At 33.6% G+C, this 22,154-nt stretch carries 31 protein-coding genes; 6 read left to right on the forward strand and 25 right to left on the reverse strand.

The window, feature by feature from the left end; translation table 11 throughout:
• Window positions 1-27 precede the first annotated feature (27 nt).
• From ACQY56_RS03965 to ACQY56_RS04015, 11 genes are all read right to left on the reverse strand, one after another.
• A complete protein-coding gene (locus tag ACQY56_RS03965; protein ID WP_428738814.1) occupies window positions 28-1,350 on the reverse strand; it encodes a di-heme oxidoredictase family protein in 1,323 nt (440 codons plus the stop codon).
• Entirely contained in the window at window positions 1,347-2,888 is a 1,542-nt protein-coding gene (locus ACQY56_RS03970) for a hypothetical protein (protein ID WP_428738813.1), read from the reverse strand. Before ACQY56_RS03970 ends, ACQY56_RS03965 begins: the two co-directional genes overlap by 4 nt.
• Before the next feature lie 17 nt (window positions 2,889-2,905).
• Entirely contained in the window at window positions 2,906-3,418 is a 513-nt protein-coding gene (locus ACQY56_RS03975) for a flavodoxin (RefSeq protein WP_428738812.1), read from the reverse strand.
• The gene (locus ACQY56_RS03980; RefSeq protein ID WP_428738811.1) at window positions 3,406-4,203 is read right to left on the reverse strand and encodes a hypothetical protein; all 798 of its coding nucleotides are present in this window, start codon (window positions 4,201-4,203) and stop codon (window positions 3,406-3,408) included. The genes ACQY56_RS03975 and ACQY56_RS03980 overlap by 13 nt, the downstream gene beginning before the upstream one ends.
• 179 nt (window positions 4,204-4,382) lie before the next feature.
• A complete protein-coding gene (locus tag ACQY56_RS03985; RefSeq protein ID WP_428738810.1) occupies window positions 4,383-5,129 on the reverse strand; it encodes a TIGR01458 family HAD-type hydrolase in 747 nt (248 codons plus the stop codon).
• Between the two features lie 57 nt (window positions 5,130-5,186).
• Window positions 5,187-5,726, reverse strand: a complete 540-nt coding sequence (locus ACQY56_RS03990; RefSeq protein WP_428738809.1) for a YbhB/YbcL family Raf kinase inhibitor-like protein — start codon at window positions 5,724-5,726, stop codon at window positions 5,187-5,189.
• A 62-nt stretch (window positions 5,727-5,788) separates the two neighbouring features.
• Complete coding sequence (locus tag ACQY56_RS03995) at window positions 5,789-6,628, reverse strand: helix-turn-helix transcriptional regulator (RefSeq protein ID WP_428738808.1); 840 nt, start codon at window positions 6,626-6,628, stop codon at window positions 5,789-5,791.
• Complete coding sequence (locus ACQY56_RS04000; RefSeq protein ID WP_428738807.1) at window positions 6,625-7,053, reverse strand: protein tyrosine phosphatase family protein; 429 nt, start codon at window positions 7,051-7,053, stop codon at window positions 6,625-6,627. Before ACQY56_RS04000 ends, ACQY56_RS03995 begins: the two co-directional genes overlap by 4 nt.
• Before the next feature lie 3 nt (window positions 7,054-7,056).
• On the reverse strand, window positions 7,057-7,863 hold the full coding sequence (locus tag ACQY56_RS04005) for a class I SAM-dependent methyltransferase (RefSeq protein ID WP_428738806.1): 807 nt from the start codon (window positions 7,861-7,863) through the stop codon (window positions 7,057-7,059).
• 13 nt (window positions 7,864-7,876) lie between these two features.
• Window positions 7,877-8,089 carry a DUF6500 family protein gene (locus tag ACQY56_RS04010; protein ID WP_428738805.1) on the reverse strand — a complete coding sequence of 71 codons (213 nt, stop codon included), beginning with the start codon at window positions 8,087-8,089 and terminating at the stop codon, window positions 7,877-7,879.
• Complete coding sequence (locus ACQY56_RS04015) at window positions 8,086-8,469, reverse strand: hypothetical protein (RefSeq protein WP_428738804.1); 384 nt, start codon at window positions 8,467-8,469, stop codon at window positions 8,086-8,088. The genes ACQY56_RS04010 and ACQY56_RS04015 overlap by 4 nt, the downstream gene beginning before the upstream one ends.
• Before the next feature lie 22 nt (window positions 8,470-8,491).
• On the opposite strand from ACQY56_RS04015, the gene ACQY56_RS04020 reads away from it, so the two are divergent.
• From ACQY56_RS04020 to ACQY56_RS04035, 4 genes are all read left to right on the forward strand, one after another.
• The gene (locus tag ACQY56_RS04020) at window positions 8,492-8,626 is read left to right on the forward strand and encodes a hypothetical protein (RefSeq protein WP_428738856.1); all 135 of its coding nucleotides are present in this window, start codon (window positions 8,492-8,494) and stop codon (window positions 8,624-8,626) included.
• A 4-nt stretch (window positions 8,627-8,630) separates the two neighbouring features.
• Entirely contained in the window at window positions 8,631-8,741 is a 111-nt protein-coding gene (locus ACQY56_RS04025) for a YgaP family membrane protein (protein ID WP_428743730.1), read from the forward strand.
• A gap of 28 nt (window positions 8,742-8,769) precedes the next feature.
• Window positions 8,770-9,315, forward strand: a complete 546-nt coding sequence (locus tag ACQY56_RS04030) for a PAS domain-containing protein (RefSeq protein WP_428738803.1) — start codon at window positions 8,770-8,772, stop codon at window positions 9,313-9,315.
• Window positions 9,316-9,423: 108 nt separating this feature from the next.
• Window positions 9,424-10,638 (forward strand): GGDEF domain-containing protein, encoded by a 1,215-nt coding sequence (locus ACQY56_RS04035; protein ID WP_428738802.1) that lies wholly within the window; start codon window positions 9,424-9,426, stop codon window positions 10,636-10,638.
• Window positions 10,639-10,647: 9 nt separating this feature from the next.
• On the opposite strand, the gene ACQY56_RS04040 is transcribed toward ACQY56_RS04035, so the two are convergent.
• Both ACQY56_RS04040 and blaOXA read right to left on the reverse strand, forming a co-directional pair.
• A complete protein-coding gene (locus ACQY56_RS04040; RefSeq protein ID WP_428738801.1) occupies window positions 10,648-11,715 on the reverse strand; it encodes a DNA alkylation repair protein in 1,068 nt (355 codons plus the stop codon).
• A 2-nt stretch (window positions 11,716-11,717) separates the two neighbouring features.
• Window positions 11,718-12,524, reverse strand: a complete 807-nt coding sequence (gene blaOXA, locus ACQY56_RS04045; protein WP_428738800.1) for a class D beta-lactamase — start codon at window positions 12,522-12,524, stop codon at window positions 11,718-11,720.
• Window positions 12,525-12,745: 221 nt separating this feature from the next.
• Here blaOXA and ACQY56_RS04050 point away from each other — a divergent pair, with 221 nt between their 5' ends.
• Entirely contained in the window at window positions 12,746-13,126 is a 381-nt protein-coding gene (locus ACQY56_RS04050; protein ID WP_428738799.1) for a TipAS antibiotic-recognition domain-containing protein, read from the forward strand.
• A 47-nt stretch (window positions 13,127-13,173) separates the two neighbouring features.
• Here ACQY56_RS04050 and ACQY56_RS04055 read toward each other — a convergent pair whose 3' ends face one another.
• Genes ACQY56_RS04055 through ACQY56_RS04080 form a run of 6 tightly spaced genes read right to left on the reverse strand, consistent with a single transcriptional unit; the run spans window position 13,174 to window position 16,818 of the window.
• Window positions 13,174-13,995 (reverse strand): methylated-DNA--[protein]-cysteine S-methyltransferase, encoded by an 822-nt coding sequence (locus tag ACQY56_RS04055; protein ID WP_428738798.1) that lies wholly within the window; start codon window positions 13,993-13,995, stop codon window positions 13,174-13,176.
• 51 nt (window positions 13,996-14,046) lie between these two features.
• The gene (locus tag ACQY56_RS04060; RefSeq protein WP_428738797.1) at window positions 14,047-14,523 is read right to left on the reverse strand and encodes an SRPBCC family protein; all 477 of its coding nucleotides are present in this window, start codon (window positions 14,521-14,523) and stop codon (window positions 14,047-14,049) included.
• Window positions 14,520-15,071: a DUF1697 domain-containing protein gene (locus ACQY56_RS04065; RefSeq protein ID WP_428739763.1), complete on the reverse strand. Its 552-nt coding sequence runs from the start codon at window positions 15,069-15,071 to the stop codon at window positions 14,520-14,522. The genes ACQY56_RS04060 and ACQY56_RS04065 overlap by 4 nt, the downstream gene beginning before the upstream one ends.
• Window positions 15,064-15,483 carry a DUF1801 domain-containing protein gene (locus ACQY56_RS04070; protein WP_428738795.1) on the reverse strand — a complete coding sequence of 140 codons (420 nt, stop codon included), beginning with the start codon at window positions 15,481-15,483 and terminating at the stop codon, window positions 15,064-15,066. The genes ACQY56_RS04065 and ACQY56_RS04070 overlap by 8 nt, the downstream gene beginning before the upstream one ends.
• 2 nt (window positions 15,484-15,485) lie before the next feature.
• Window positions 15,486-16,124, reverse strand: coding sequence for an HAD family hydrolase (locus ACQY56_RS04075; RefSeq protein ID WP_428738794.1), 639 nt, complete (start codon window positions 16,122-16,124; stop codon window positions 15,486-15,488).
• Between the two features lie 37 nt (window positions 16,125-16,161).
• The gene (locus ACQY56_RS04080) at window positions 16,162-16,818 is read right to left on the reverse strand and encodes a transglycosylase domain-containing protein (protein WP_428738793.1); all 657 of its coding nucleotides are present in this window, start codon (window positions 16,816-16,818) and stop codon (window positions 16,162-16,164) included.
• Window positions 16,819-16,934: 116 nt separating this feature from the next.
• Here ACQY56_RS04080 and trhA point away from each other — a divergent pair, with 116 nt between their 5' ends.
• A complete protein-coding gene (gene trhA / locus ACQY56_RS04085) occupies window positions 16,935-17,555 on the forward strand; it encodes a PAQR family membrane homeostasis protein TrhA (RefSeq protein WP_428738792.1) in 621 nt (206 codons plus the stop codon).
• A gap of 10 nt (window positions 17,556-17,565) precedes the next feature.
• On the opposite strand, the gene ACQY56_RS04090 is transcribed toward trhA, so the two are convergent.
• From ACQY56_RS04090 to ACQY56_RS04115, 6 genes are all read right to left on the reverse strand, one after another.
• A complete protein-coding gene (locus tag ACQY56_RS04090) occupies window positions 17,566-18,633 on the reverse strand; it encodes a hypothetical protein (RefSeq protein ID WP_428738791.1) in 1,068 nt (355 codons plus the stop codon).
• Window positions 18,634-18,693: 60 nt separating this feature from the next.
• The gene (locus ACQY56_RS04095) at window positions 18,694-19,557 is read right to left on the reverse strand and encodes a prolyl oligopeptidase family serine peptidase (RefSeq protein ID WP_428738790.1); all 864 of its coding nucleotides are present in this window, start codon (window positions 19,555-19,557) and stop codon (window positions 18,694-18,696) included.
• Window positions 19,558-19,607: 50 nt separating this feature from the next.
• Window positions 19,608-20,165 carry a TetR/AcrR family transcriptional regulator gene (locus ACQY56_RS04100; RefSeq protein WP_428738789.1) on the reverse strand — a complete coding sequence of 186 codons (558 nt, stop codon included), beginning with the start codon at window positions 20,163-20,165 and terminating at the stop codon, window positions 19,608-19,610.
• Window positions 20,152-20,700 carry a redoxin domain-containing protein gene (locus ACQY56_RS04105; RefSeq protein ID WP_428738788.1) on the reverse strand — a complete coding sequence of 183 codons (549 nt, stop codon included), beginning with the start codon at window positions 20,698-20,700 and terminating at the stop codon, window positions 20,152-20,154. The genes ACQY56_RS04100 and ACQY56_RS04105 overlap by 14 nt, the downstream gene beginning before the upstream one ends.
• Complete coding sequence (locus tag ACQY56_RS04110; protein WP_428738787.1) at window positions 20,697-21,701, reverse strand: NAD-dependent epimerase/dehydratase family protein; 1,005 nt, start codon at window positions 21,699-21,701, stop codon at window positions 20,697-20,699. The genes ACQY56_RS04105 and ACQY56_RS04110 overlap by 4 nt, the downstream gene beginning before the upstream one ends.
• A 65-nt stretch (window positions 21,702-21,766) precedes the next feature.
• Window positions 21,767-22,126, reverse strand: a complete 360-nt coding sequence (locus ACQY56_RS04115) for a winged helix-turn-helix transcriptional regulator (protein WP_428738786.1) — start codon at window positions 22,124-22,126, stop codon at window positions 21,767-21,769.
• Window positions 22,127-22,154 lie beyond the last annotated feature (28 nt).

A 22,154-nucleotide genomic window follows, 5' to 3' on the forward strand; every position in this document is an offset into this window, starting at 1 on the left:
ATAATATTTATTAGTATTATACTAAAGTTATATCCCCTGTACAAACTCTAATAAATTTTGCATTTCAGAGCTACTTAATTGCTCAAACTTCTCTTTTGCATTCTGTGCCTCACCCCCGTGGTATAAAATCGCTTCTTTAATCGTTTGTGCCCTACCATCATGTAAAAACCGTGCACCATCTTTTTGTGCTACAAAACCAATTCCCCAAAGTGGAGAAGTTCTAAACTCTCTACCTGTAGCATTTTTTTCTATTACTTCATCAGCTAAATCATCTCCCATATCGTGCAAAAGCAAGTCTGTATATGGATATATCAGCTGATTGGATAACCTCGCAAATTTATCACTTGTTCCAGTTCGCATAGTTTCTCGATGACACTTTGCACAACCTATAGAGCTAAACAAGGTAGCACCTTTATCAAAATTTTCTTGATTATCTACTCTTCTATCAGGTACCCCAAGAGCTGTCATAAAGTTTACGATTGCTCCAAGAGAAGCTTCGCTTACCTCTGGTGAACCACCGTTCTCCTCCTCTTCACATACATCTTGATTCTCTGTACAATTCTCTTGCATATTTACAGAGGAAGTGAGCCCCATATCTTGAAACATAGCACCAGCATTTTGAGTACGTAGAGTTGAGTTAATCGCTTTCCAGCCAAATCTTCCAACTTTCGTTTGGTTCTCTTCAATTACCCAGTGAGCTCGTCCAGATATTCCATCATTATCGCTATCATCTGGGTCTTCATATTCTAAAATAGTTTCCTCCTCTACAAGATCAAGTAGCCCCATCCCTAAAAGTTGTGGAGCAATCCTTCCACTTATATCAAATCCCTCTTGAGAGAGATCAGGGGAAGATGAAAACTCTATTGTGCCATTTTCATCTTCCCAACTGATCTGTGCCTCCTCTTCAAACTCAACTGTAGAGTGAGTTTGCAATTGTCCACCATAGATAGGGTGTGCATTACCACTTGCATCACTTGTACGAAACAAGAAAGAGTTATCAACTGTCCCATCTTCCTTATAAGGTGCTACCCGTCCATCACTAATATGGCAATCGAAACAAGAATCAGCATTATAAAGTGGACCAAGACCATCCAAAGTCTCTCTAGAGTTTGGGGCAACTTCCCACTTTGCTAAAAACAACTCTCTACCTTGAGAAACTGTGCCAATTTCATCCGCACTGATATTGTCAAGAATCTCTAAAAATGGAGTTGAAGTATCGCTTGATATCGTTGCATTTCCAGCAGGTGGATACCAAGTAATCGATTCTACTTTTTCTTCATCACTACTACCACACCCACTCATAGCAACAACTATAAAGATTGCTGCTGATATACTTTGTACACGTTTCATTGTTCTGAAAAAATAGGCTTTACAGGATAGTTATAAAACCATTTATCAAGTGTTGTTTCACCACCACCTAAAGAACCTTCAAAACTCCATTTAAAAGTAAATACAGTCTCATCCTCTTGAATAGCAACAATATGTAATGCACCTGCTGCAACATCTTTAATATTCTCTACCTGGGTGTACTTGTCCTCTGGATAATCAAGGTTCGTATAACTCTGTTTTGTTTCATTATCCTCTTCAACAGTCTCGCCAAATTGACCCCATGGATAAATTTTTTGATCTGCTCGAACAATATAACTTGAATTTCCATTTGCATATACTTCAATGACAGGATTGGATTCATTATTTTCCAAAACTAATCTTGGGGTATATTCATATCTGTTCCAAGAGTTGTTTTCATCCTCTTTATACTGGTATCCATAATACCCAATCTGACTCGATGCGTTTAGTCCCCATCCATACACTTCATTCTCAGTTGTAAGTGCAAGGACATGTCCTTTGCCTGTTGCGACTGATTTTATTTTTACATCAGCTGGAAACGATATCTGTACAGGTGTGAGTTGATCATCAGTATGGTTCTCATCAAGCCCCATCTGACCGTAATTGTTTTTTCCCCATCCCCATAAACCACCTTGATCATCAAGAACCATAGAAAAATCTGATCCTGCACTGATTTGTACTATATTGATACTCTCATTGATATCAACTTGAACTGGTGTGTTTTGAGTAGTATTAGCATCTGTATTTCCAAGTTCTCCATCACTATTTGTACCCCACGCCCATAAAGTTCCATCAGATTTTAATGCAAGTACGTGAGAATAACCAGCTGTAACCATCCTTACATCTGTAATATCTACCAATGCTGGTGACTTTGAACATGGGCTACTCCCTGTCAAAGAGCAGTTATCATCAACATCACCTCGTCCTAGCTCACCATACTTGTTGTACCCCCAACTCCATAAATTTCCCTCTGTATCTAATGCTAAAGAGTAGTTTTGGTTAAAGGACAAAGAAGCAAGTGGTGTTGTTTGAGGCATTGTCAACTTCATAGGTGCTAAGGGATGCTCTCCTAAACTTTCCTCATCTGATTCAGAGTTATACCCAAGTCCTGTTTGAGCATAGTTATTTCTCCCCCATGTGTATAGTGAACCATCAACTATAGCTCCTGAATGAGACCCACCTGCTGCAACAGTGTAACCTTGATAAATCGACCCCTCTACTTGGGTAGTATTATTTTGAGTATCAGTAGCTATGACCTTATACGTATTGCTCCCTGGATTTAACTTTTTTGTTACAGAAAAAGCACCGCTACTGTTGATATCTACATCTTCTTCTACTCCATTAAAAATCAACTGTGCACTTGCTACAGCTTCATTATCAGATATTGTACCACTAAATGTATATTGAGAAGTGTGTACAAGCTCTGCTACACTTGTTTGCAAGACTGGATTAGTGCTATCTGTATTATCTTTATTGCTATCTCCACAAGCACTAAAAAGCAATAATGCGGATATAACTATAAAAGGTATCGTTTTTTTCATATGATTTACTCCTTTCATTATGCAACCTTAAAGTAAGGAGCGATCTGTTGTGCCCACATACTTATACGCTCATTTGTCATGTCATCCTGATTATCAGCATCAAGAGCTAAACCTACAAATTCTCCATCTACAACTGCTTTTGACTCTTCATAACCATATCCATCCGTAGGCCAAGAACCAACAACTTTTGCACCTTGCTTTACTACAGCTTCATATAAAATTCCCATAGCATCAAGATAATAATCGCAATACTGTTCTTGATCACCAAATCCAAACAAAGCTACTGTTTTTGTCGAGAAGTCAATCGCTTCCAATTTTGGGAAAAACTCTTCTAAATCATCTTGTAAATCGCCTTCACCCCAAGTAGAAGTACCTATTATGAGATAGTCGTATTGATTCATATCCTCTTGTGAACAACTTGCAATATCGTACATTGTTATCTCAGCATCACCAAGTTGTTCTTTTATCATCTTGGCCGCGCCTTTTGTATTTCCTGTTGAACTTGCGTAAAATAAACCTATTTTTTGCATCTTTTTCTCTCCCTTGTGCAAAATGTAAATGAGTATGGAATCATTTTGATCTCTTTCTCTTTTGACTGATTCATCACTGTTATATGTTTTTGAAAATTATCTGTTTTTGGATACACCAAGTAACACTGGTCTACCTCCTTGTTTTGTAATTGTTCAAACCCTTCTTCTATGTCATCTTTACGTAGATTCATAGAGCTTTTGTCCACTTTTTTCCATCTAGGGTATATACTTGTTCTCACACCTTTTTGATCAATGTGTATATACGGGGCATCAAGAGTTACTTTCTTATCTTTTTCTCTTTTGATCCTTTGATATACAGTTTGTGTAAAAAGTGCGTCAAGATCAAGCATCATAGATATCTCTTTTCCATTAAAAATCAACTGTATCAATTCAGCTGCAGGATGTTCATACCCGACAAGAAGTTGAAACTCTGAATCAAACAATGAACCTCGACTTAAGTATCTCATTTTATGTACTTTGCTTTGCTTGAAATATTGTTGAAAAAGCAAAGATTCTTTATGATATATCTTGAGTACTTTTTGGGGACTCTCAGGTCTCCATCGATGAAACTGAAACAGCCCTACTATCCTCTGTTCAAATATCTCTAATAAAGAATAGTTAAATTGATCAGTTTTATTTAAATCAAATTGAGAATGTTTTGAGAGATACTGATTAATCAGTGTACAAAACATTTTTCTTCGTTTTTCAATTTGATTCACCTTATACGTTTTTGGCAAAATCTCTTTGGTTGTATCATTACATTTTATAAAACCAATTTTTCTCATCTTATATCATTTATGATAATAATTATCATAATACTACAGGAACTATTCTTAAATCATACTGATACTCATTATCATTTTATACTATCTTGTTTTTTACTTTCTCTAAAATCAATTATCTATTGGAATATAAGTAGGTAAGTAACTACTCTATAGTTTACTACGAAGAACTATCTTAACAACTATAAATGTGCGATAGATTCAAGAATCAAATCAGGTGCTATACCTTTTTGCAAGTCTGCATCAACAAACTTTCCCGTTTTTACAAGTACACCAACAATCCCTGCTTCTTGTGCACCTAAAACATCTCCCTCGATATCATCTCCAATCATCACACACTCACTCGGTGTCACACCCAAAGATGCAGCTGCTAAATGATAAAACTCTTTTGAGGGTTTTCCAATAAGCTCTGCTTTTTGTCCACTTGCATACTCTAAGGCACTGACAAAACACCCAGCATCCATACTAAGTTCGTTATCATTATCTTTAAAGTAACGATTGTTTGCCACTGCTACAAGCTGAGAACCTTTAAGTAAAGCTCTAAAAGCAGAATTGAGATTTTCATAACTAAAGTTATGCTGTGCATCACCCACAACTACATAATGTGTAGGAAATTCTTTGAGTGAATCAAAAAAATCCATAACATTATCAGTAAGTAAAAACTCGGCGTTACTTTGGTGGTTTTGTAAAAACAGTTTTGTCATATCTAAAGCAGTAATTACTTCGTCTTCAGTTATATCAAACCCTAACTCTTGAAGTTTTTCAACTACTTGTGAACCTGTTTTTTGGGTAGTGTTTGTAATAAAGCGGATAGGATAATGCTCTTTTATTTTGGTGATTGCTTCAATTGCACCATCTATCGGGGTGTTGCCAACATATAACACCCCACCAATATCACATAATACTGCTTTTGTAGTATCTAAAAACATGTTTTCTCCTTTGTAGAGAAATATGTCTTATTTTAGCATAAGATTAAGAAAAATGATTTATCTTCCATAATATGCAATAACGGAAGCTTTACTTAATGTATGTGCATTTAACATAAAACCTACAAGTGCAGCTTTTGCATTTGCATCAAGTCCTAATGTATCAACATCCAAAGCATAAATTGTGATAACATACTGATGTGCACCATGCCCTACAGGCGGACAAGCACCTCCATAACCACTTTTTCCAAAATCAGTTACACTTTGAATAGCACCTTTTGGCATAAGGTTTTCCAAAACATCTCCACTATTTTTTGGTAAACTTGTTACATTTGTAGGGATATCAAACACTACCCAATGCCACCAACCACTACCAGTTGGTGCATCTTTATCATACATAGTTATAGCAAAACTTTTTGTACCTTTTGGAGCATTTTTCCAAGACAGGGCAGGAGAGATATTTTTCCCGCTACATCCAAAACCATTAAACACTTGATCGTTAGTCAGTTGCCCACTAAGATCATCACTGACAAGTGTAAATCCATCAGCAAATAAAACTGAAACACTAAGTGTCAATCCAAACAAAATTTTTTTAAACATTGTTTTCTCCTTGATTTTTAATAATTATATAAAAAATCAAAACTGTTTTCTATAAGTTTTTATCATATTTTTATCAGTTTTTGTTGTTTTGGAGTGCAACCAAACTCTTTTTTAAAACTTTGTATAAACCATGAGATATTTTCAAATCCAACTTCACGACATACTTCACTGGCATTTAGATCAGTATGTTCTAAAAGTGTTTTTGCTTTTGCAAGTTTTTGTGAAAGTATCCATTTTTTTGGAGTAGTTCCAAACACCTTTTTAAATTTTGTTCTGAAGTTTAACTCACTCATTTTAAAATGCTTTGCCAACTCTTGTATAGAATCAAACTTCTCGTAATTTTGCTCCACATTTGTTTTAAATCCACTCTCACTATCTTGCAGGTATTGAAGAAAATTTTTAAACTCTTTATCGCTGTTTAAAAGGTTTAAAAACATCTCTTCAAGTTTTAGCACAATAATTTTTTCATCTTTTAAGTTTTGCTCAAAGTAAGGCATCACCGATAATAATCTACTTTGAAGATAACTATTTGAAGAGACAATAAATATCTCTTCACTTGACTTTTTAATTTGTTCAAATGCAAGGTCATATTTTTTAATAAACTCATTTAAAAGTGTATCGCTATAAAAAAACATCAACGCTTCATAAGACTCATCTAACACTTCACTCATGATGTAATGACCACTTTTTAAAAATAAAATATCCCCTGCTTGTATAGTTTTTTCATAATTTGGAAAGTGTAAAATCTTACTCCCTTTTGTAACATAGATGAGTACATTGCTATTTATTTGGATACTTGTTTTAGTGAGTGGTGTATAGTTGACATATTTGGCAAATGAAAGGGTATCTACACTTTTTAAAAGATTGTTTTGCTGTAAAAAATCTGGGATTATTATTTTCATATTTTTGCTTTCATAACCTTTTGCCAAACCTCATTTGGCTTGTACCCTTTTGGAGCAATCAATTGAGTATCTTTTTCTTTAAGAATATGTTTTTTATATTTGTAGACAAATACTGAAGCTCTGTAATTTTTAATACAATGGATAAACACTTTTTTATTTTGTTTTTGCAACATTTTGAGTGTAGCTAAAAAAAGCTCTAATCTCTCAATCTCAGGTTTTTCCCAAGTGATAGGGATATGATAATAGACCATATTGTTTTTAGAGACTATTTTATCTTCCTCTTTAAGCGCACCTCTGTTGTGCATCGCAAGATTGATTACCACATCAAATCCCTCTTTTGCTATAGCTTTAAACTGCTCTTTTGTTGGTTGACCTGAGGTTGAGATAGTGTCATTTACTTTGATGTAGTTGAGTATATTTTTCACTTTCTATACCTTGACAACAGAGATCAAACTATCTGCATTAAAATCTATAGCATTATCTTGATGAAGTGTTTTTAAATGCTTAAAATACTCTTTTTCAAACTGCTCAAAATTTTTATCCAATTGCGTTAACAATCCGCTAAACCCCGTAGTTTGTATTAAACTCCACCACTCATCTATATCCATTGCAAAGCGTATATTAACATCGTGTACAACTAAACCTTTATGTGATACTTGCGATGAAAACTGCTTTATCTCTTCATGTGAATTTAATTGTCGTTTTTCAATTCTATCAGGTGGGGCAATGTTATACCCCTCTTGTAACATATCTAAAAATATTTTGACATAGGGTTGAAACGCATTGTCAGTAAATGTAGAAAATATAAATAATCCATCATCTTTAACTCTTTTACAAATATCGCAAAACACATCATCCATATTTGGGTAAAAAAACAGTCCATATCCACATGTTACTAAATCAAACTCTATACCTTCAAACTCCAAATTCTCAACATCTTGCAGATAAAAAGTGATGTTTTTCAAGCCTAACTCTTTTGCTTTTACTCGTGCAATATTTAACATCTCATCAGATATATCTACAGCATGAATCTGTGCATTTGGAAATTTTTTTGCGAGTTCTATTGCGATATGTCCAGTACCAGTTGAGAGATCAAGAATATTTTTTGGTTCATTAACCTCTGCCAACTCAACCAACTTTTTTGCAGATATATGAAAATGTCTATTTGTATCGTAGCTTTTTGCAACATCATCAAATGTGTTTTTTATACTCTCTTTTATCTTTGTATCTTCCATTTTTAGCCTTCTATCATTCTTCAACTATTTTTTTAATTTTTACAGCTTTTTCAAAATGATCAAATTTATTTTCCATGATCCACCATGAAGCGACTTCCATTAAAAGTTCTGGGTTATCATTTTTATTTGCAAAAAAAGCATAAAATGACACACCAACACCCTCCCCTTTTTTCTTGATTTTTTCATTACATACTTCAATAATTTTCTTTTTTATATTTTCTCTCATTTTATCTTCTTTAGTTTCATCAACTCATTATGCTCAAACAAAAACATTAAAGTTTCATTGACATAGTATTTTATAGCCTCTCGTGTTTGCTTATCTAATTTGTAGACTTTTTGACCTCGTAGAGTTTTCCCTTTTCCAAAAAGTAATCCAAATTTATCATCTATATGACGACCTCGAAACCAACCTAAATGGACATAATCATCTTTGACGCGTATGTAACAAAACCCTCCCTCTTTTGAGTAAAACGTCGTGATATTTTCGCTGTATTTCTCTTTGGAATCATTGCCTATGCAGATTTTTATAAAGTCTCGCACATTTAAAAAGAGTTCAGCATGTTCTGAAGTAGAGTCTTTCTCAAAGGAGGTTCGTTTTGTTTTCATATTTTAAGTGTATCATATTTAAATGTCATACAATAAAATAACTCTAAAAGATCAAGAGTTTGTCAAGAACGATTCAACATGGATCGAAGTTCCAAAAAATACCATTCTTTTTTACCAAGGGGATATCTACAACATTCAGAATTGGAATAGTTTATGAATATATACTAACCAATGTAGCTTTTATTATACCCTTAGGCACAGCTTTACTTGGATGGTGTCCATTATATTGGTCACTCCAAATCTCTACGTGCAGGAATAAATGGGATAATTAACTAATACTATTTTTTTAAAGGCTTACAAATGTCAGATCCAATAAAACTAAGTGATATCAAACCTTTAGTGAGCAGAACAGATCTAAAAGGAAATATTAAATACGCTAACAGATATTTTCTAGAAATTTGTGGTTATACTGAAGAGGAACTAATCGGAGTTCCTCACAACATTATTCGTCATCCAGATATGCCCAAGGTTGTTTTTAAGATCATGTGGGAAAGATTAAAACAAAACAAAGATATACTAGCAGTCGTTAAAAATAAAGCAAAAGATGGCAGACACTACTGGGTAACTACTTTATTTGAAACTAGATATCATCCTATACATAAAACACCTGAAGGATATCTTGCTATAAGACGTGCAGTACCACAACAAGCTATCGATACAATAGTGCCACTTTACCAAAAACTTGTAGAGATTGAACAAAAAGAGGGAATTAAAGCATCTGAAGAGTATTTACTCAACTATCTACGTAATCAAGATATTGATTATGATACGTTTATACATGAGGTAGTAAACTACAAAGGTTTAGTAGCAATGTTCTTTAATAAAATAAGAAAACTATTTCAATAAATAAACATAGTCATAATATCTTTTAGTTACTAGCATTTTAAAATGTTATACTATCATTTGAAAGATATATAACACTAAAAGAAGGAATAAAGTTTTTAACTTAATTTTATGAAAAATGAAACTCTAAAGATGGTCGGGGCAGTAGGATTTACCCTTACTATTTTAACTCTCTACTCAATCTGGAACTATTTTTACGAAAAAAATCGTTTAATTGCTCAAATAGACAAACAACTTTACTCTGCAGCTGTTGCAGTTCCTTTTGTACTAGAAGATGATTTTCATGATAGGGCACTCTTGGCTACTTCAATTAGTACGCAAGAAGATATGCAAAATATTAGAAACCTTACAAAACTCAATAACCAATTAGGTACAAAATTTCTCTATACTGTCATACGTGATCAAAACGGCACATTTCAACTAACAAGCTCTAGTGCTTTAGCTTCTGAGATAAAAGAGCATACAGAAGTTCATTATTTTACAGCTTATCCTGATGCAAGTGCTACTTTAAAAAATAGTTTTGAGCATTTAAGTACTGACTACATAACACCAAATAAAATATATAAACCTTTTTATGTACCAATATATAGTGATAGATGGGGGACATATCGATCCATTGTTCTACCTATACAAACAGCAAAAGGACACCTTTATGTTATAGGTGTTGATATGGACATCTCTTATGTTAATGCTGTTTTAAAACAAAACACTATGCAAACTCTTTTCTCATTTTTACTATTTTTTATCTCAATCATCCCTATCGTAATAGCATATAAAAATATGTTACAACGAAAACAAGAGGAGTATCAAAAAGTACATGAACTTTACATTGACTCTTCTAAGAGGTCTATTACTGATCCTCTTACAGGTCTTTATAACCGTTATAAACTAGATCAAGAACTGTATATTCAATATGAAAACTTCAAAAGAGGTGGCAATACTTTTGTGTTATTGATGCTAGATTTGGATCATTTTAAAAGTATCAACGATCAACATGGGCATCAAGTAGGAGATGAAGTTCTACAACTTTTTTCTACAATCTTAAAAAACTCCTCAAGAGTCACAGACACGATAGGTCGCTGGGGAGGTGAAGAGTTTCTTATTATCTATCCAAATGCTGATCTCACGCAAGGATTTACATTTGCTGAAAAACTGCGTTTAGCTGTTCAAGAGGATAAAAAACTTCAAAAATACAACTTAACTATAAGTATAGGTATTGGTATCTCAAAAGAAGATGTCTCTTTAGAAGCGTTTATAGTAGATATAGACAAAGCTCTCTACAAAGCTAAAGAAGCAGGACGTAACCAAACTGTGCAAGTGGATTAAAATTCGATTTTAAGTTATTAATTCAAACTTGCTAGTTGTAAACTCTTTTCCATTTATCACGATGGTTAAAGTATGTATACCATCATAATATTTTCTTGTAGTCACCTCTTTAAAAGCATGAGATTTTTTTATACTCAACTCTCGATCTGTGACTTCTCGTTCACTGATTTTAAATACTTTATAGTTGATCTTATTGTTTTGTCTAAGAAGTCCTAGCTTGTACTCAATGCGTAATTTTCCTAGAGGTTTTTTGCTAGATATATCAAATGAAAAGTTTAGATATTCACCCATCTGTACACTCTGATCAGCTTGTAAATTTGCAACCTCGATCCCATCACTTTTATATCCAAAAAGCTCTAGTACATCCTGTTCACCTGCTTTTAAAAGAGTTCTTGATCCATGTTTTACGATCCAGTTTGTGTGTTTTGAATCTCCATACCACTTTTTAAAAACTGCTTTTGCTATGGCAGGGTTGTCTTTTGAGATGTCATTAAGATTGTTTGCTACACTTTTTCTAACATATTCACTCTCATCTTCTTTTAAAAGCTCCAACACCTCTAACACTTTTGTGGGATCTTTTTTATACTCCCCAAGTGCAATCCCCCAAGGAAGTCTTGGACGGCATCCCTCAGATGCTAGTCGTCTAATGTGTTCGTTTTCATCCTCTGCCCACCTTTTAAAAACTTCTATAAACTCTGGGTACTTCACTAAAAAAGGGCGTACTGCAAACTCACTTGTGCATTGTGGTGTAAAGAGTTTCAAAGCTTTGATCGAAGCTTCATATTGCTCTAACCCAAACACCTCCACAAAATCTGGAAAAACTAGATGAAAAAGTCCACTAAAGTTGGTATGTACCTGCTTTAAAATCTCTAAAGCTTTTAGATAATCTTGATCTAAAAACTCCCCTAAAGACAACGAGATAGCTCGTAAACGCTCTTTTAATTCTTTAGCTTCCCAAGCCTCATTTATAAGTGAATTTACAAAAGCATCTTTTTGAAATTCTGGATAAACATTTTTTATCTCATTTGCCAGTTTCACGATCTCTTTTTCGTTATATATATTTTTAAAGGGTTCCATAGTTATTGTATTAATCCTACAAATTTTAAACTCTCTTTAGTAAGTTCCACACGTTTTTTAGCATCTAAGGGTTCATTTATATCCATATTTAAAGCAAATACATAAAATTTGTTCTCTTTTTCTAACCAGCCAACAAACCAGCCTATTCCACTATTTGGAGCATTTTGCCAACCTGTTTTTCCGTAGAGTTTCCAGTTTTCACCCTGCTCCAACATTAAAATATCCCGAACACTTTCTTGTATTTTCTTCTGTAATGGTAAGCTATTTTGAATAAGCTTGGTTAAAAATTTTATTTGTTCTAATGCACTTATTTTTAGTGGTCCATCAAGCCAAAATCTATCAATTTTTTCTCCAATCTCTTGATTACCATATTCTAAATTCATAACACCCTTTTTCATCTGCTTTAAACCTATACGACGTGCTAATTCTTGGTAAATTGGGACATTTGAAATTTTAATAGCCTGTCGCAGACCCATATCGTGTTTCCACGCAGATACTAATGGTTTTTCATCCCCTTTGTATGGCAAAACATCATCAACGCTACTAACACTGTTAGTTGCAAGACCTATCAAAGAGTTAGCTATTTTAAAGGTAGATGCAGGACTATATCTTGTTTTTGCACGAGCATAGTTATAACCTGTAAACTTCTTTTTTTCTACGTCATAGACAACAAATGTACCACTAGTTTGTGAACTTTTAAACAAGTTAGCGATTTTAGTGTTCTCTTCCAATGCAAATGCGGATGTAGATAAAGATAAAATACTTAGTAGTATATAAATAGCATATATTTTGATTGTCTTTAGTTGCAAAATCATTTTCCTTTTAGCTTTCTACTTTTACGTATTTTACCATATCAAAGCACTATTAAATTGTAAGTATTTTTAAGATACTATGGTGACAATTTTTATATTTGGAGGTGGATGATGATTGTAGAGAACGATAAGGTGTTAGCACCTTAGGTTGGTTTTGTGTTGCAGATGTTTTTAAAACATTCTTGCTAAACAACATGCACAATAATAAGGTATAAACAGTGATTAACAATACAGATGACGCATATTTAAACTCTTGTCGAGATGCACTTCAGGCAGAACAAACAAAAAGTCTTTCCCAAACAAATAATTGGGAACATGTAGATAGAGAAAAGGTACATAACGAATGGGATCTTTTGTATAAAGATATCGCACAACTCATTGACACGAATAAACCAGAAGATGAGGAAGTTCAAAAGCTTATGGGAAAACACTATGCTATAGCTTGTAAGTTTTATAGACCATCAAAAAAAGCATATATTGGGATGGGATTATTTTACAACGATAATGAAGATATGAAAAATTATCATAACGCGTACCACCCAAAGATGGTTGAGTTCTTAATAGATGCTATCCATTACTACAGTGAAACCTATTTGTAATAAATAATATGATAAGAGAAATAGTGAAATTACTATTTCTCTTGTTTTTAACGTGCCATCTCCCATGCATGTATAAGATGTTTTTTACTCACTCCCCAACGATACCCGCCGATTTTTCCACTTTGTTGTATAACCCTGTGACAAGGGATCAAAAATGCTATGGGATTTTGTCCGATCGCACTTCCAACTGCTCTTGAAGCTTTTGGTTTTCCTATTTTGACTGCAATTTCGCCATAAGAGCTTAAACTCCCAAATGGCAACTTTAAAAGAGCCTTCCAAACACTCACTTGAAAGTTTGTTCCATAAACTAAGATCGAGAGTGGTGCATCTGCTCTTTTTTTCAGATCAAATACTCTCTCGATCATCTCTTTTGTTTTAGTTTGTGAATGTTTTAAAGTAGCATTTTTCCATATCTTCTCTAACTCTTTCAGCTCTTTTTCATACCCATCTTCAACAAATGAGAGTTTGCAAATCCCATGTTTGGTAACCGCTATAAAAGCATCTCCAAAAGGTGTAGAGTGTACACCGTAGTCTATCTCTAAACCAATCCCTTTTGTTTTATATTCTCCAGGGGTTACCGCTTCGATATTTATAAAATGTTCATGGAGCCTCGAAGTACTACTGAGCCCCAAAGTTAAAGAGACATCCAAAGCAGAGTTTTGCTCTTGCAAAAGTTGTTTTGCGTGTTCAACGGTAATAGTTTGTAAGTAACGCTTTGGACTTACCCCAGCCCACGCAGAAAAAACCCTTTGAAAATGTGTTTCACTTAAACCGACCGAATTTGCAACCTCTTTTAAATTAGGTTGCTCATCAATATGATCGTGCAGATACTCTATGGCAGATTTGATTTTTTCGTAGTTTGTATTCATACTAAAAGCATAGTACTTTTTTAATTTTTTAGCAATCCGTATTATGCTTTTTTAAACTAATGCTTTGGCCATTTTATCAAGACACTGATTCATCCCCATTTCAGATAACTTTCTCATCTGCGTCATAGGCCAATCTTTTTCTATAACCGTTACCTCAGTTTGGTTCTCACTGAGTTTTTTAAAACTTACTATATGATGCACACCTTTAGGGAAATCTCTCGGCATACCAATTTGTGCTGGCTCTATTGTATCTCCGTTTTCATCAGATAAATTAGAAACAAATTCAATAGATTCAAGTGGAATTATTTTAATATACCTCCACGAGTTAAATTGCTCAGCAAATCCCAGTTCTGGAGAAGCCATACTAACTAGTGACATACCACCTTCACGAAAGTCCATTTTGACAAAAGTGCAAATAAATTTATCAGGTCCCCACCATTGTTTCACTAAGAGAGGATTCTTCCATGCATCCCATACTTCTTCAACTGAATTATTAAAAATTCTTGTGATTTTAATGTCTTGTTTCATTTCTTTCCTAATGCCAAATATCTAGCGGTATTTACATTTCTTAGAGTCATCAACTGATACATTTTATGCGTTATTATTTTATTCAAATGACTTTTATTATAATTTTTTCTATCAAGATTCCAATAGATCGCGCCCTGAATATAACGAACATCTATGAACTCTTTTTTAAAAGGAAGTTCATCAAGTATTTTTTCAGAATCGATTTCTGGAAATAGATATGCTACATCAGATCTTTGGGAAGAATCATTTTGCCACTCCTTTGGTATAGCTTTTTCAATCTGTTTCATCTCTTGTTCAGTTTTAATGAGAGTAGGAATTTCAAAATCAAACTCTTTTTTCAAAGCCATTTCAACTTTTTTTATAATATCAGCTTGATTATCTTTTGATTCAAAAATAACATTTCCTGAGTTTATATAGGTTGACACATTAATACACCCAAGAGATTCAAAAAGCATTTTAAGTTTTTTCATATCAACACGGCGTTCTTTCCCTACGTTTATTCCTCTGAACAGTGCTATATATTTCATATTAATATCAGTGTTATTCATCAAGCATATCCAAATGCTTTCGGTCATGGTAAGTGAGCGAAAGCAATATACAATACTTCAATGCCACTTCATCCAAAACCTCATCCTCTTGAAAAACTATCTCTCTATTCCCCTCAAAATGGAACCTATCACTAAAAAGCTCTCTAAAAGTAGGCACAAGTTTCGTTTGACAGTTAAAGTACATTGAGTACTGATGTGGAGTTTTCTTTTTCCAGTTAATTCTTAGTGTGCTTCCATTTTTAGTTATGTAACTCGGCTCATCCCATTTGAGTGTTTCTTCAATAGCAGTGATACTTTTTTCCTCTTTTGCCACTTCATATATAAGCTCTCGCAGATGTAAAAGTTTTTGTTTTATGGGTTCTGGGTAAGTATTAAACTTCTCTTTTACTGCAATATTTTTAAATAGTTTCATTTTTATACTCCTATATAACTCATTGCTTGTTCTGGTCTTCTAAAATCAAGAATTTTTTGATTATGAGTTGTTTTATCTCCAACAAGTACAAAATTAAAGCCTAACGCTTCACATGCCATTTTATCCCATATACCGTCTCCAAAATATGTACACGGCATTTCAAAATTACCTATAGCTTTTTCTTTGGCTATTTTCATTATCTCAATTCTTGAGAAATGATCATTTGAAGATGCTATAGGGATATTTGAGACATCTATGTTAGCAGATTGTAGCTTCATTATGGCAGTTTCTTTCCATCCACCAGTGGCAATTGAGAGATGTATACCCTTTGTTTTTTGAAGCAGTTCAATAAATTTTCCTGCACCAGATATTTGTTTTACGGGATATTTATTTATATATTTAGCTATATTTTGCATGTATTGCTCTTTTACTGCCGCATGTATAGAGCCTTTGTCATTTTTAAATCCGTGTTTAATAATAACTTCATTCAAAATACCTGTAGCACTAACATGAGTATACTTTGACCAATCTGTGTCAATAGTATTCCCAAAAACTTTGTAGATAGCATCGTTATAACAATCACCTTCAAAGTCATCCGTATATACAAGTGTTCCATCAATATCAAGCATTACATGATTCACAAAATTTTCCTTATCTCAATCTTATTGTTTTTTCAAATTAAGAACACTGCTCCAAATCTATCTGAGATACATTGTTATAAATACACTCCCCACTTAACACCTTTTGGATCCGTTGCACCCGCTCTTGCATATAGGGTGTATTTGGTTGTACTTTATTTGGTGCTATGAGCATCGCAAGTAATGAGATGTATTCATCATCACTTAATTCAGACAAAGGTTTATGAAACCAGGCAAGAGCACCTTCATTAAAACCATATATCTCTTTACCATCTTTGCTACCAAAATACGCAGTCGAGATAAACGCGATGAGTTGCGTATCTTTATCTATATTTGGAGTAACGACAAACCTAGCTATCAAGGTCTGTTCAATCTTTTTAAACCCTTTAGTAAACTTTTTAAAAAAAAGCTTTTTCACCAAACTTTGAGTGATTGTTGTACTTGTTAACGGGCTAGGCCACTCAATTCCAGAGTGTGTATAAAATGTAGGGTCTTGTACTTTTACCAGTATCGCTTGACGCTCCTTATTTAAACCCAAATCTTCTAAGGACATAGAATTATATTGACTAAATTTTGTAGGAAGATTTTTATAAGCGACACCTACCGCGTATACTTCATAGATAATGAACACAACAAATGAAGCTATTATCACATAAAGAATTTTTTGTTTTATACTACTATTATTCAATAGTTTCATTATAGTCCTTGGTTATACAAATTTACAAAAGTATAACCTACTAAAACAAACCTTCAAATAATTCCAAGTTTGCGTTATAATGCATATTAGTCATTGTATTTTTAAAGGATGCAAACATGGTGATAGCAAAAGGTGAACGTTTTAACACTTATACCCATTTAGTTGGTGCCATTGGTGCGCTTATTGGGATGATTACACTCATCATTGTTGCTTCGCTCGATGGAAATGTATACAAGATTGTGAGTGTTAGCATCTATGGAGCTACGCTATTTATCCTTTATAGTGCATCTACACTTTATCATGGCATTAGCGGCGATCTAAAAACATTTTTTCAAAGGCTGGATTTTTTAGCCATCTATCTTTTGATCGCAGGTAGTTACACACCTTTTACACTTGTAACACTCCATGGTACTTGGGGTTGGAGTATCTTTAGCATCATTTGGATTTTAGCTATTATAGGGATAGTTCAAGAGTTCTTTTTACAAGAAAATAGAACTACTTCAGTTGTGTTATATATACTTATGGGCTGGATGGTTTTAGTCGCACTCAACCCACTCCTTGATTCTCTTCAACCAGCAGGTTTTTGGTGGCTTTTAGCTGGTGGGATTCTCTATACAGTTGGGGTTATCTTTTATGTATTTGATACAAAAGTACCTCATTTTCATGGTATCTGGCATATCTTTGTACTCGCTGGAAGTACTGCACACTACATCACAATCGCTTTTTTTGTACTGTAACAAAGAGTTTTTATAAACAAAACTCTTTATCTATTTTTACATCAAATAAAAAAGTTTTTTGCTCATCTTTCACTAAATTATATACAAAAAGTAGCTCTCCACCTTTTTTATAAAATAGATTAAATGCTGGAGAATCACACATCTCACGTTTTAACTTTTTACTCATCCTCACCTTGTCATCTTGGGCGTGTTCAACATCTACAACCATATCACTTATAGGATTTGATTTTAGCTCTCGGTAAAAATATATGCGGTTATTTTCTGCCTTAGTACCTGCGTGCATTGTGATAAAATCAATACTAGTTGGTTCAGCATTCACCTCTGCTAAATGTGCAGCCATCTCTTGTGTAGTCATTTTTTCATACATTGCCATCTTTTCATCATACTCTTGTTTTGAATCAGCATAAACATAGTAAACAAATCCTAAAACAACAGCTAAAACTGAAAAAACTATAGAAGAGTTTTTCAAATTCCACTCCATCGCTTTTTCTGAAGTTTCTTGTGGAACTGCTTGTACGGGTGGTACATCAGGTATAGGTACTGGAGCATCTTTTGAAAATATGATCATTTTATAGTATGCAAAAGAACCAAAAATGCCTAAAACAAGTAAGACAGTTCCAATCCAGAGAGGAAAATCATCTAAAAAAAATGAGAAGATAGCTAAAACAACAAGCAATGACATCAAGATAAAGCCACCCCATAAGACATACTTTGGCAACCTATGTGATGTTTTTTTCCAGCTATCGTACATGCTTAGTTTTGTTTGAGAATACTCTAAACCTTTTGTAATTTTGGATATTTGATACAAATACCATAGTGTTAAAACTACACCTATACCTAAAAATATAACGGTATTCAAAACAATATCTATATGGTATATAAATATTGAAAAATTCATTATAAATATAAATGCAAAAACTATAGTGTAATATATAGTTGTCAACGAGATGATTTGATCTTTTTTTTCTTGTGTGTCTACAACAACACCTCGTCCCATTATCCCCCATTTATAAAAGATAGTATTGCCATTCTCATCCTCTTTAAAAAGTGCTTCACTAAGTGCATCAAAATATCCCATCACTAACCTTTGAAAATCATTTTATAAAGAGTATCTTTAAATAAATTAAAACAAAATATATTATTTATTCCACCATCTAGATGCTAATTGCAACATTTCACCTCTGAAACTTTTTCCGCTAGAATCTTCAAGCATATGATTGCAATCTGGGTAAACTTTTACTGTGAGGTTCGCTTTAGCTAATTTTACAAATTCATCTTGCATAAAATAAACAGACTCAACAGGTGCCATCTCATCTTTTTCTCCAGTTGCAACAAATATTGGAATTTCAAGTATTTTTAAACTCTTCATAGGATCAACATCTAACACAGAATTCCAATACTTATATGTCTCTCCATACGCTTGTTTCTGAATATTTTGCGGATCTTTTTTAACCTGTTCGTAAACTTTATCAAAATCTATGTCATGCTGTTTTCCCCAGATTTTAAATGCATCAAGCCCAACCATACCTCCACTGCCAACCATTATAAGATGTGTTATTTGTGGTGTTTTTGATGCTAGTTTGGCAGCGATATCTCCACCCTCTGAAAACCCAAAAACAACCAGTTTTTTTGTAGAGAGTTTTTTACTTTTTATAAGAAAATTTACAAATTCTTGTTGATCTTTTAGAAGTTGTTGATAGTAATTTTGTTGAAGAAACTCTTTGGATGGTTTATCTTCTCCTGTTTCTAAATGCCCAACATATCTTTTTTGTAAAGCATAGATAGTGACATTTTCCAAAGTTTCAAAATACCACTCAAGATAGTAGTTCAAACTTGTATGACCTGATCCACCTACAAAGATTATAGTAGTATCAGATTTACCCTTTTGTACCTTGTAATAAGTAGCTTCATATCCATCGCTAAGTGTTACATGGTTTTGCTTTAATGGACTAATATTAGCTGAGATAAAAAAGTCTAATTTTGAACAACCACTGAAGATCAAAATAAAAAAAAAGATAAAACTACACTGCTTTTATGGAAAATTTTTTTCATTTAAAGCTCTTTTTTTATACTATCTATCTCTCTAACTAAAAACTCTTTATCTTTAAATACATGCGTAATTAAAGCCACACCTTGAACTTTTGAGAGTAGTGACATCGCTTTTTCATCTGCTTCTTCTTTACCCGATCCAAGACTTACATACTCTTTTGCAATCCATTCTCTAAAAGTTTGAAACAAAGGTAATGTTATAGCATAGAGTTGTGGTTCATGCTTTGAAAATTCACTTGTCAAAGTTCCTAGTGGGCAGCCATATTTTTCAAGATTTTCTTGTTCATCTACGATCATTTCACAAAACATTTTGAGTCTCTCTTTTGAATCATCACTTGTTTTTTTCCACTCCTGTATCGAGCTTTGTATCCCCTCTAAACGGTTTTGTACTATCCCTTTAAGTATCTCTTCTTTGTTTTTAAAATGGTAAGTTATATTGCCTTTACTTAGACCCGTTTTTTCAACTATATCTCCAAATGATGTGGAACTATACCCTTTGTGATAGAACAACTCACTGCTAACATCGAGTATAAGTTTTTTTGTTTTTTCACCTTGCTTCATTACTATATATCACCTTTATTATCTCATCTAAAGGGAGATGATCCCCTATATCTTTACCATAAAATGCTTTTACTATTTTACCATTAGTGTCAATAATAAAATCAGCAGGTACTCTATGTATCTCCCCCTCAACACTCCCTGGAAGATACCCATGTTTAAAAAGAGCCGAAAATACATTTTTGATCTTTAATGTCCATGCTCTTAAAAATGCTATCCAAGAATACTCAACTTTATACAATTTGTAAAGTTCTCTTGCAGGATCGGGGATCACTTTATAAGGGATAACTTGTTTACCAACATACTGCTCAATTTTTTCTTTAGGCGATTGAAATACCATTACAATCTCCAGTTTATCTTTGAACTTTTCCTGATTGACTATAAGTTCATGTACACGAAGATTACAAAGTGGGCATGAAGCGTAACGAAAAAAACAAAGCATCAAAAGTTTTTCTCTTTTTTCTTGCATATCACAACGAAGACCAAACATATCTTTTACTTGAAATATAGGTGCTACCTCCCCATCACGTAGTCTCATTTGTTCATCCTCATATTTGTTGTTTGTTTTCTTTGCATCTCCTCTATTTGCATATCTATACTATCACGCCAATCAACAACTGGCTCATACCCTAAAATCTCTCTTGCTTGATCATTATTTGCATTTGTTTCTTCAAGTAAAAGCACTATTGCAGGTACAAGTAGTGGATCAAAAGGTGTACATTTATAAATAGCCCTCATAAATCGTGCAACAATATATGCAAAACCAAAAGAGACTGAATACCAAGGCAATGGATAATTGTATTTTATATACAAGTACTCCAGTACTTCTTCAACATTTGGTATATGTTTTCCAACAACATTTATAGTATAAAAATTCTCGCTTAAAGGTTTTGTAGCTGCTAAATAAAAAGCTTGTGCAATGTCTACTCCATTGATTAATGGTAGAGATGTGGTCCCGTTATTTATCCATGGAACTAAATGTGTTTTAAGTCTAGGCAAAAGAATAGGCAACACACCAAGAGAGTAATTTTTCCCAGTGAAAAATCCAACTCGTAAAATGACTACCTGCATCCTTTTTGAAGCTACATCTTTGAGATACTTTTCGATCTGCATAATAGTGTCATAATGTGGCCATATTTCTGAGAGTGGCAGTTTAGTATGGAGTTTGTTTTGCTCTATTGGGTTAGAGTTGATCGCAGATAAGAAGATAAAACGCTCTACACCATTTTCTATAGCTTTATCTATAAGTGCAATAGTTGGTTTAAGATAATTGTTTTGCGAATCTTCTATAGTGCCATTCATCTCTACCCATGAAGCCACATGACATATAACATCTGCATCTTTAGTGATCTGTGTTAGTGTATCTTGATCTTTGAGATTTCCTTGTATTGTAACCTCTTGGTAAAGATTTGGTAGTTTTGTCTTATCTCTGCAAGAAGGGATAAGCTCAAAACCTTCCGCTTTATTATACATAAAATACTCCACAATGTGGCTTCCTACAAAACCTGTTGCACCAGTTACTACTATTTTTTTTGACATAAACAATCCTTTTTAGTACTTTTGTACAATTATAGTATAATCGTACTATTTATGTCAACTATTGTCTATTTCTTACTACTACACTCAAAAACTTCGCCAATCTGTGCACCTACTTCTTCGCCCCACTCTTGAAGAGATTTAAAAATTGGAAGTAGTTTTTTTCCACTTTCTGTAATAGTGTACTCAACCTTTGGAGGTACTACTGGGTAAACTTTTCTATCAATGAGTCCATCTTTTTCTAGCTCTCTTAGTGTTTGTGTCAACATCTTTTGAGTTATTTTCCCAAGATGGCGTCTAAGTTCTCCATAACGCAGCGTTCCATCTTTTAAGTACCAAAGTATGATCCCTTTCCATTTTCCGTTTATAAGATCAATCGCAAAACTAAAGGCACACTCATACTCTTTTTCTTCATATTTTACTTTCAATAGTATCCTTTTAGTATGTATATTACTT

The organism is Sulfurimonas sp. (genome assembly GCF_050296975.1).
Taxonomy (GTDB): Bacteria; Campylobacterota; Campylobacteria; order Campylobacterales; family Sulfurimonadaceae; genus Sulfurimonas.

Bases quoted from the DNA above. Each gene is read 5' to 3' on its own strand.
- ACQY56_RS03965 (WP_428738814.1), bottom strand. From the start codon at position 1,350: ATGAAACGTGTACAAAGTATATCAGCAGCAATCTTTATAGTTGTTGCT.
- ACQY56_RS03970 (WP_428738813.1), bottom strand. From the start codon at position 2,888: ATGAAAAAAACGATACCTTTTATAGTTATATCCGCATTATTGCTTTTT.
- ACQY56_RS03975 (WP_428738812.1), bottom strand. From the start codon at position 3,418: ATGCAAAAAATAGGTTTATTTTACGCAAGTTCAACAGGAAATACAAAA.
- ACQY56_RS03980 (WP_428738811.1), bottom strand. From the start codon at position 4,203: ATGAGAAAAATTGGTTTTATAAAATGTAATGATACAACCAAAGAGATT.
- ACQY56_RS03985 (WP_428738810.1), bottom strand. From the start codon at position 5,129: ATGTTTTTAGATACTACAAAAGCAGTATTATGTGATATTGGTGGGGTG.
- ACQY56_RS03990 (WP_428738809.1), bottom strand. From the start codon at position 5,726: ATGTTTAAAAAAATTTTGTTTGGATTGACACTTAGTGTTTCAGTTTTA.
- ACQY56_RS03995 (WP_428738808.1), bottom strand. From the start codon at position 6,628: ATGAAAATAATAATCCCAGATTTTTTACAGCAAAACAATCTTTTAAAA.
- ACQY56_RS04005 (WP_428738806.1), bottom strand. From the start codon at position 7,863: ATGGAAGATACAAAGATAAAAGAGAGTATAAAAAACACATTTGATGAT.
- ACQY56_RS04010 (WP_428738805.1), bottom strand. From the start codon at position 8,089: ATGAGAGAAAATATAAAAAAGAAAATTATTGAAGTATGTAATGAAAAA.
- ACQY56_RS04015 (WP_428738804.1), bottom strand. From the start codon at position 8,469: ATGAAAACAAAACGAACCTCCTTTGAGAAAGACTCTACTTCAGAACAT.
- ACQY56_RS04020 (WP_428738856.1), top strand. From the start codon at position 8,492: ATGTCATACAATAAAATAACTCTAAAAGATCAAGAGTTTGTCAAGAAC.
- ACQY56_RS04030 (WP_428738803.1), top strand. From the start codon at position 8,770: ATGTCAGATCCAATAAAACTAAGTGATATCAAACCTTTAGTGAGCAGA.
- ACQY56_RS04035 (WP_428738802.1), top strand. From the start codon at position 9,424: ATGAAAAATGAAACTCTAAAGATGGTCGGGGCAGTAGGATTTACCCTT.
- ACQY56_RS04040 (WP_428738801.1), bottom strand. From the start codon at position 11,715: ATGGAACCCTTTAAAAATATATATAACGAAAAAGAGATCGTGAAACTG.
- ACQY56_RS04055 (WP_428738798.1), bottom strand. From the start codon at position 13,995: ATGAATACAAACTACGAAAAAATCAAATCTGCCATAGAGTATCTGCAC.
- ACQY56_RS04060 (WP_428738797.1), bottom strand. From the start codon at position 14,523: ATGAAACAAGACATTAAAATCACAAGAATTTTTAATAATTCAGTTGAA.
- ACQY56_RS04065 (WP_428739763.1), bottom strand. From the start codon at position 15,071: ATGAATAACACTGATATTAATATGAAATATATAGCACTGTTCAGAGGA.
- ACQY56_RS04070 (WP_428738795.1), bottom strand. From the start codon at position 15,483: ATGAAACTATTTAAAAATATTGCAGTAAAAGAGAAGTTTAATACTTAC.
- ACQY56_RS04080 (WP_428738793.1), bottom strand. From the start codon at position 16,818: ATGAAACTATTGAATAATAGTAGTATAAAACAAAAAATTCTTTATGTG.
- trhA (WP_428738792.1), top strand. From the start codon at position 16,935: ATGGTGATAGCAAAAGGTGAACGTTTTAACACTTATACCCATTTAGTT.
- ACQY56_RS04090 (WP_428738791.1), bottom strand. From the start codon at position 18,633: ATGGGATATTTTGATGCACTTAGTGAAGCACTTTTTAAAGAGGATGAG.
- ACQY56_RS04100 (WP_428738789.1), bottom strand. From the start codon at position 20,165: ATGAAGCAAGGTGAAAAAACAAAAAAACTTATACTCGATGTTAGCAGT.
- ACQY56_RS04105 (WP_428738788.1), bottom strand. From the start codon at position 20,700: ATGAGACTACGTGATGGGGAGGTAGCACCTATATTTCAAGTAAAAGAT.
- ACQY56_RS04110 (WP_428738787.1), bottom strand. From the start codon at position 21,701: ATGTCAAAAAAAATAGTAGTAACTGGTGCAACAGGTTTTGTAGGAAGC.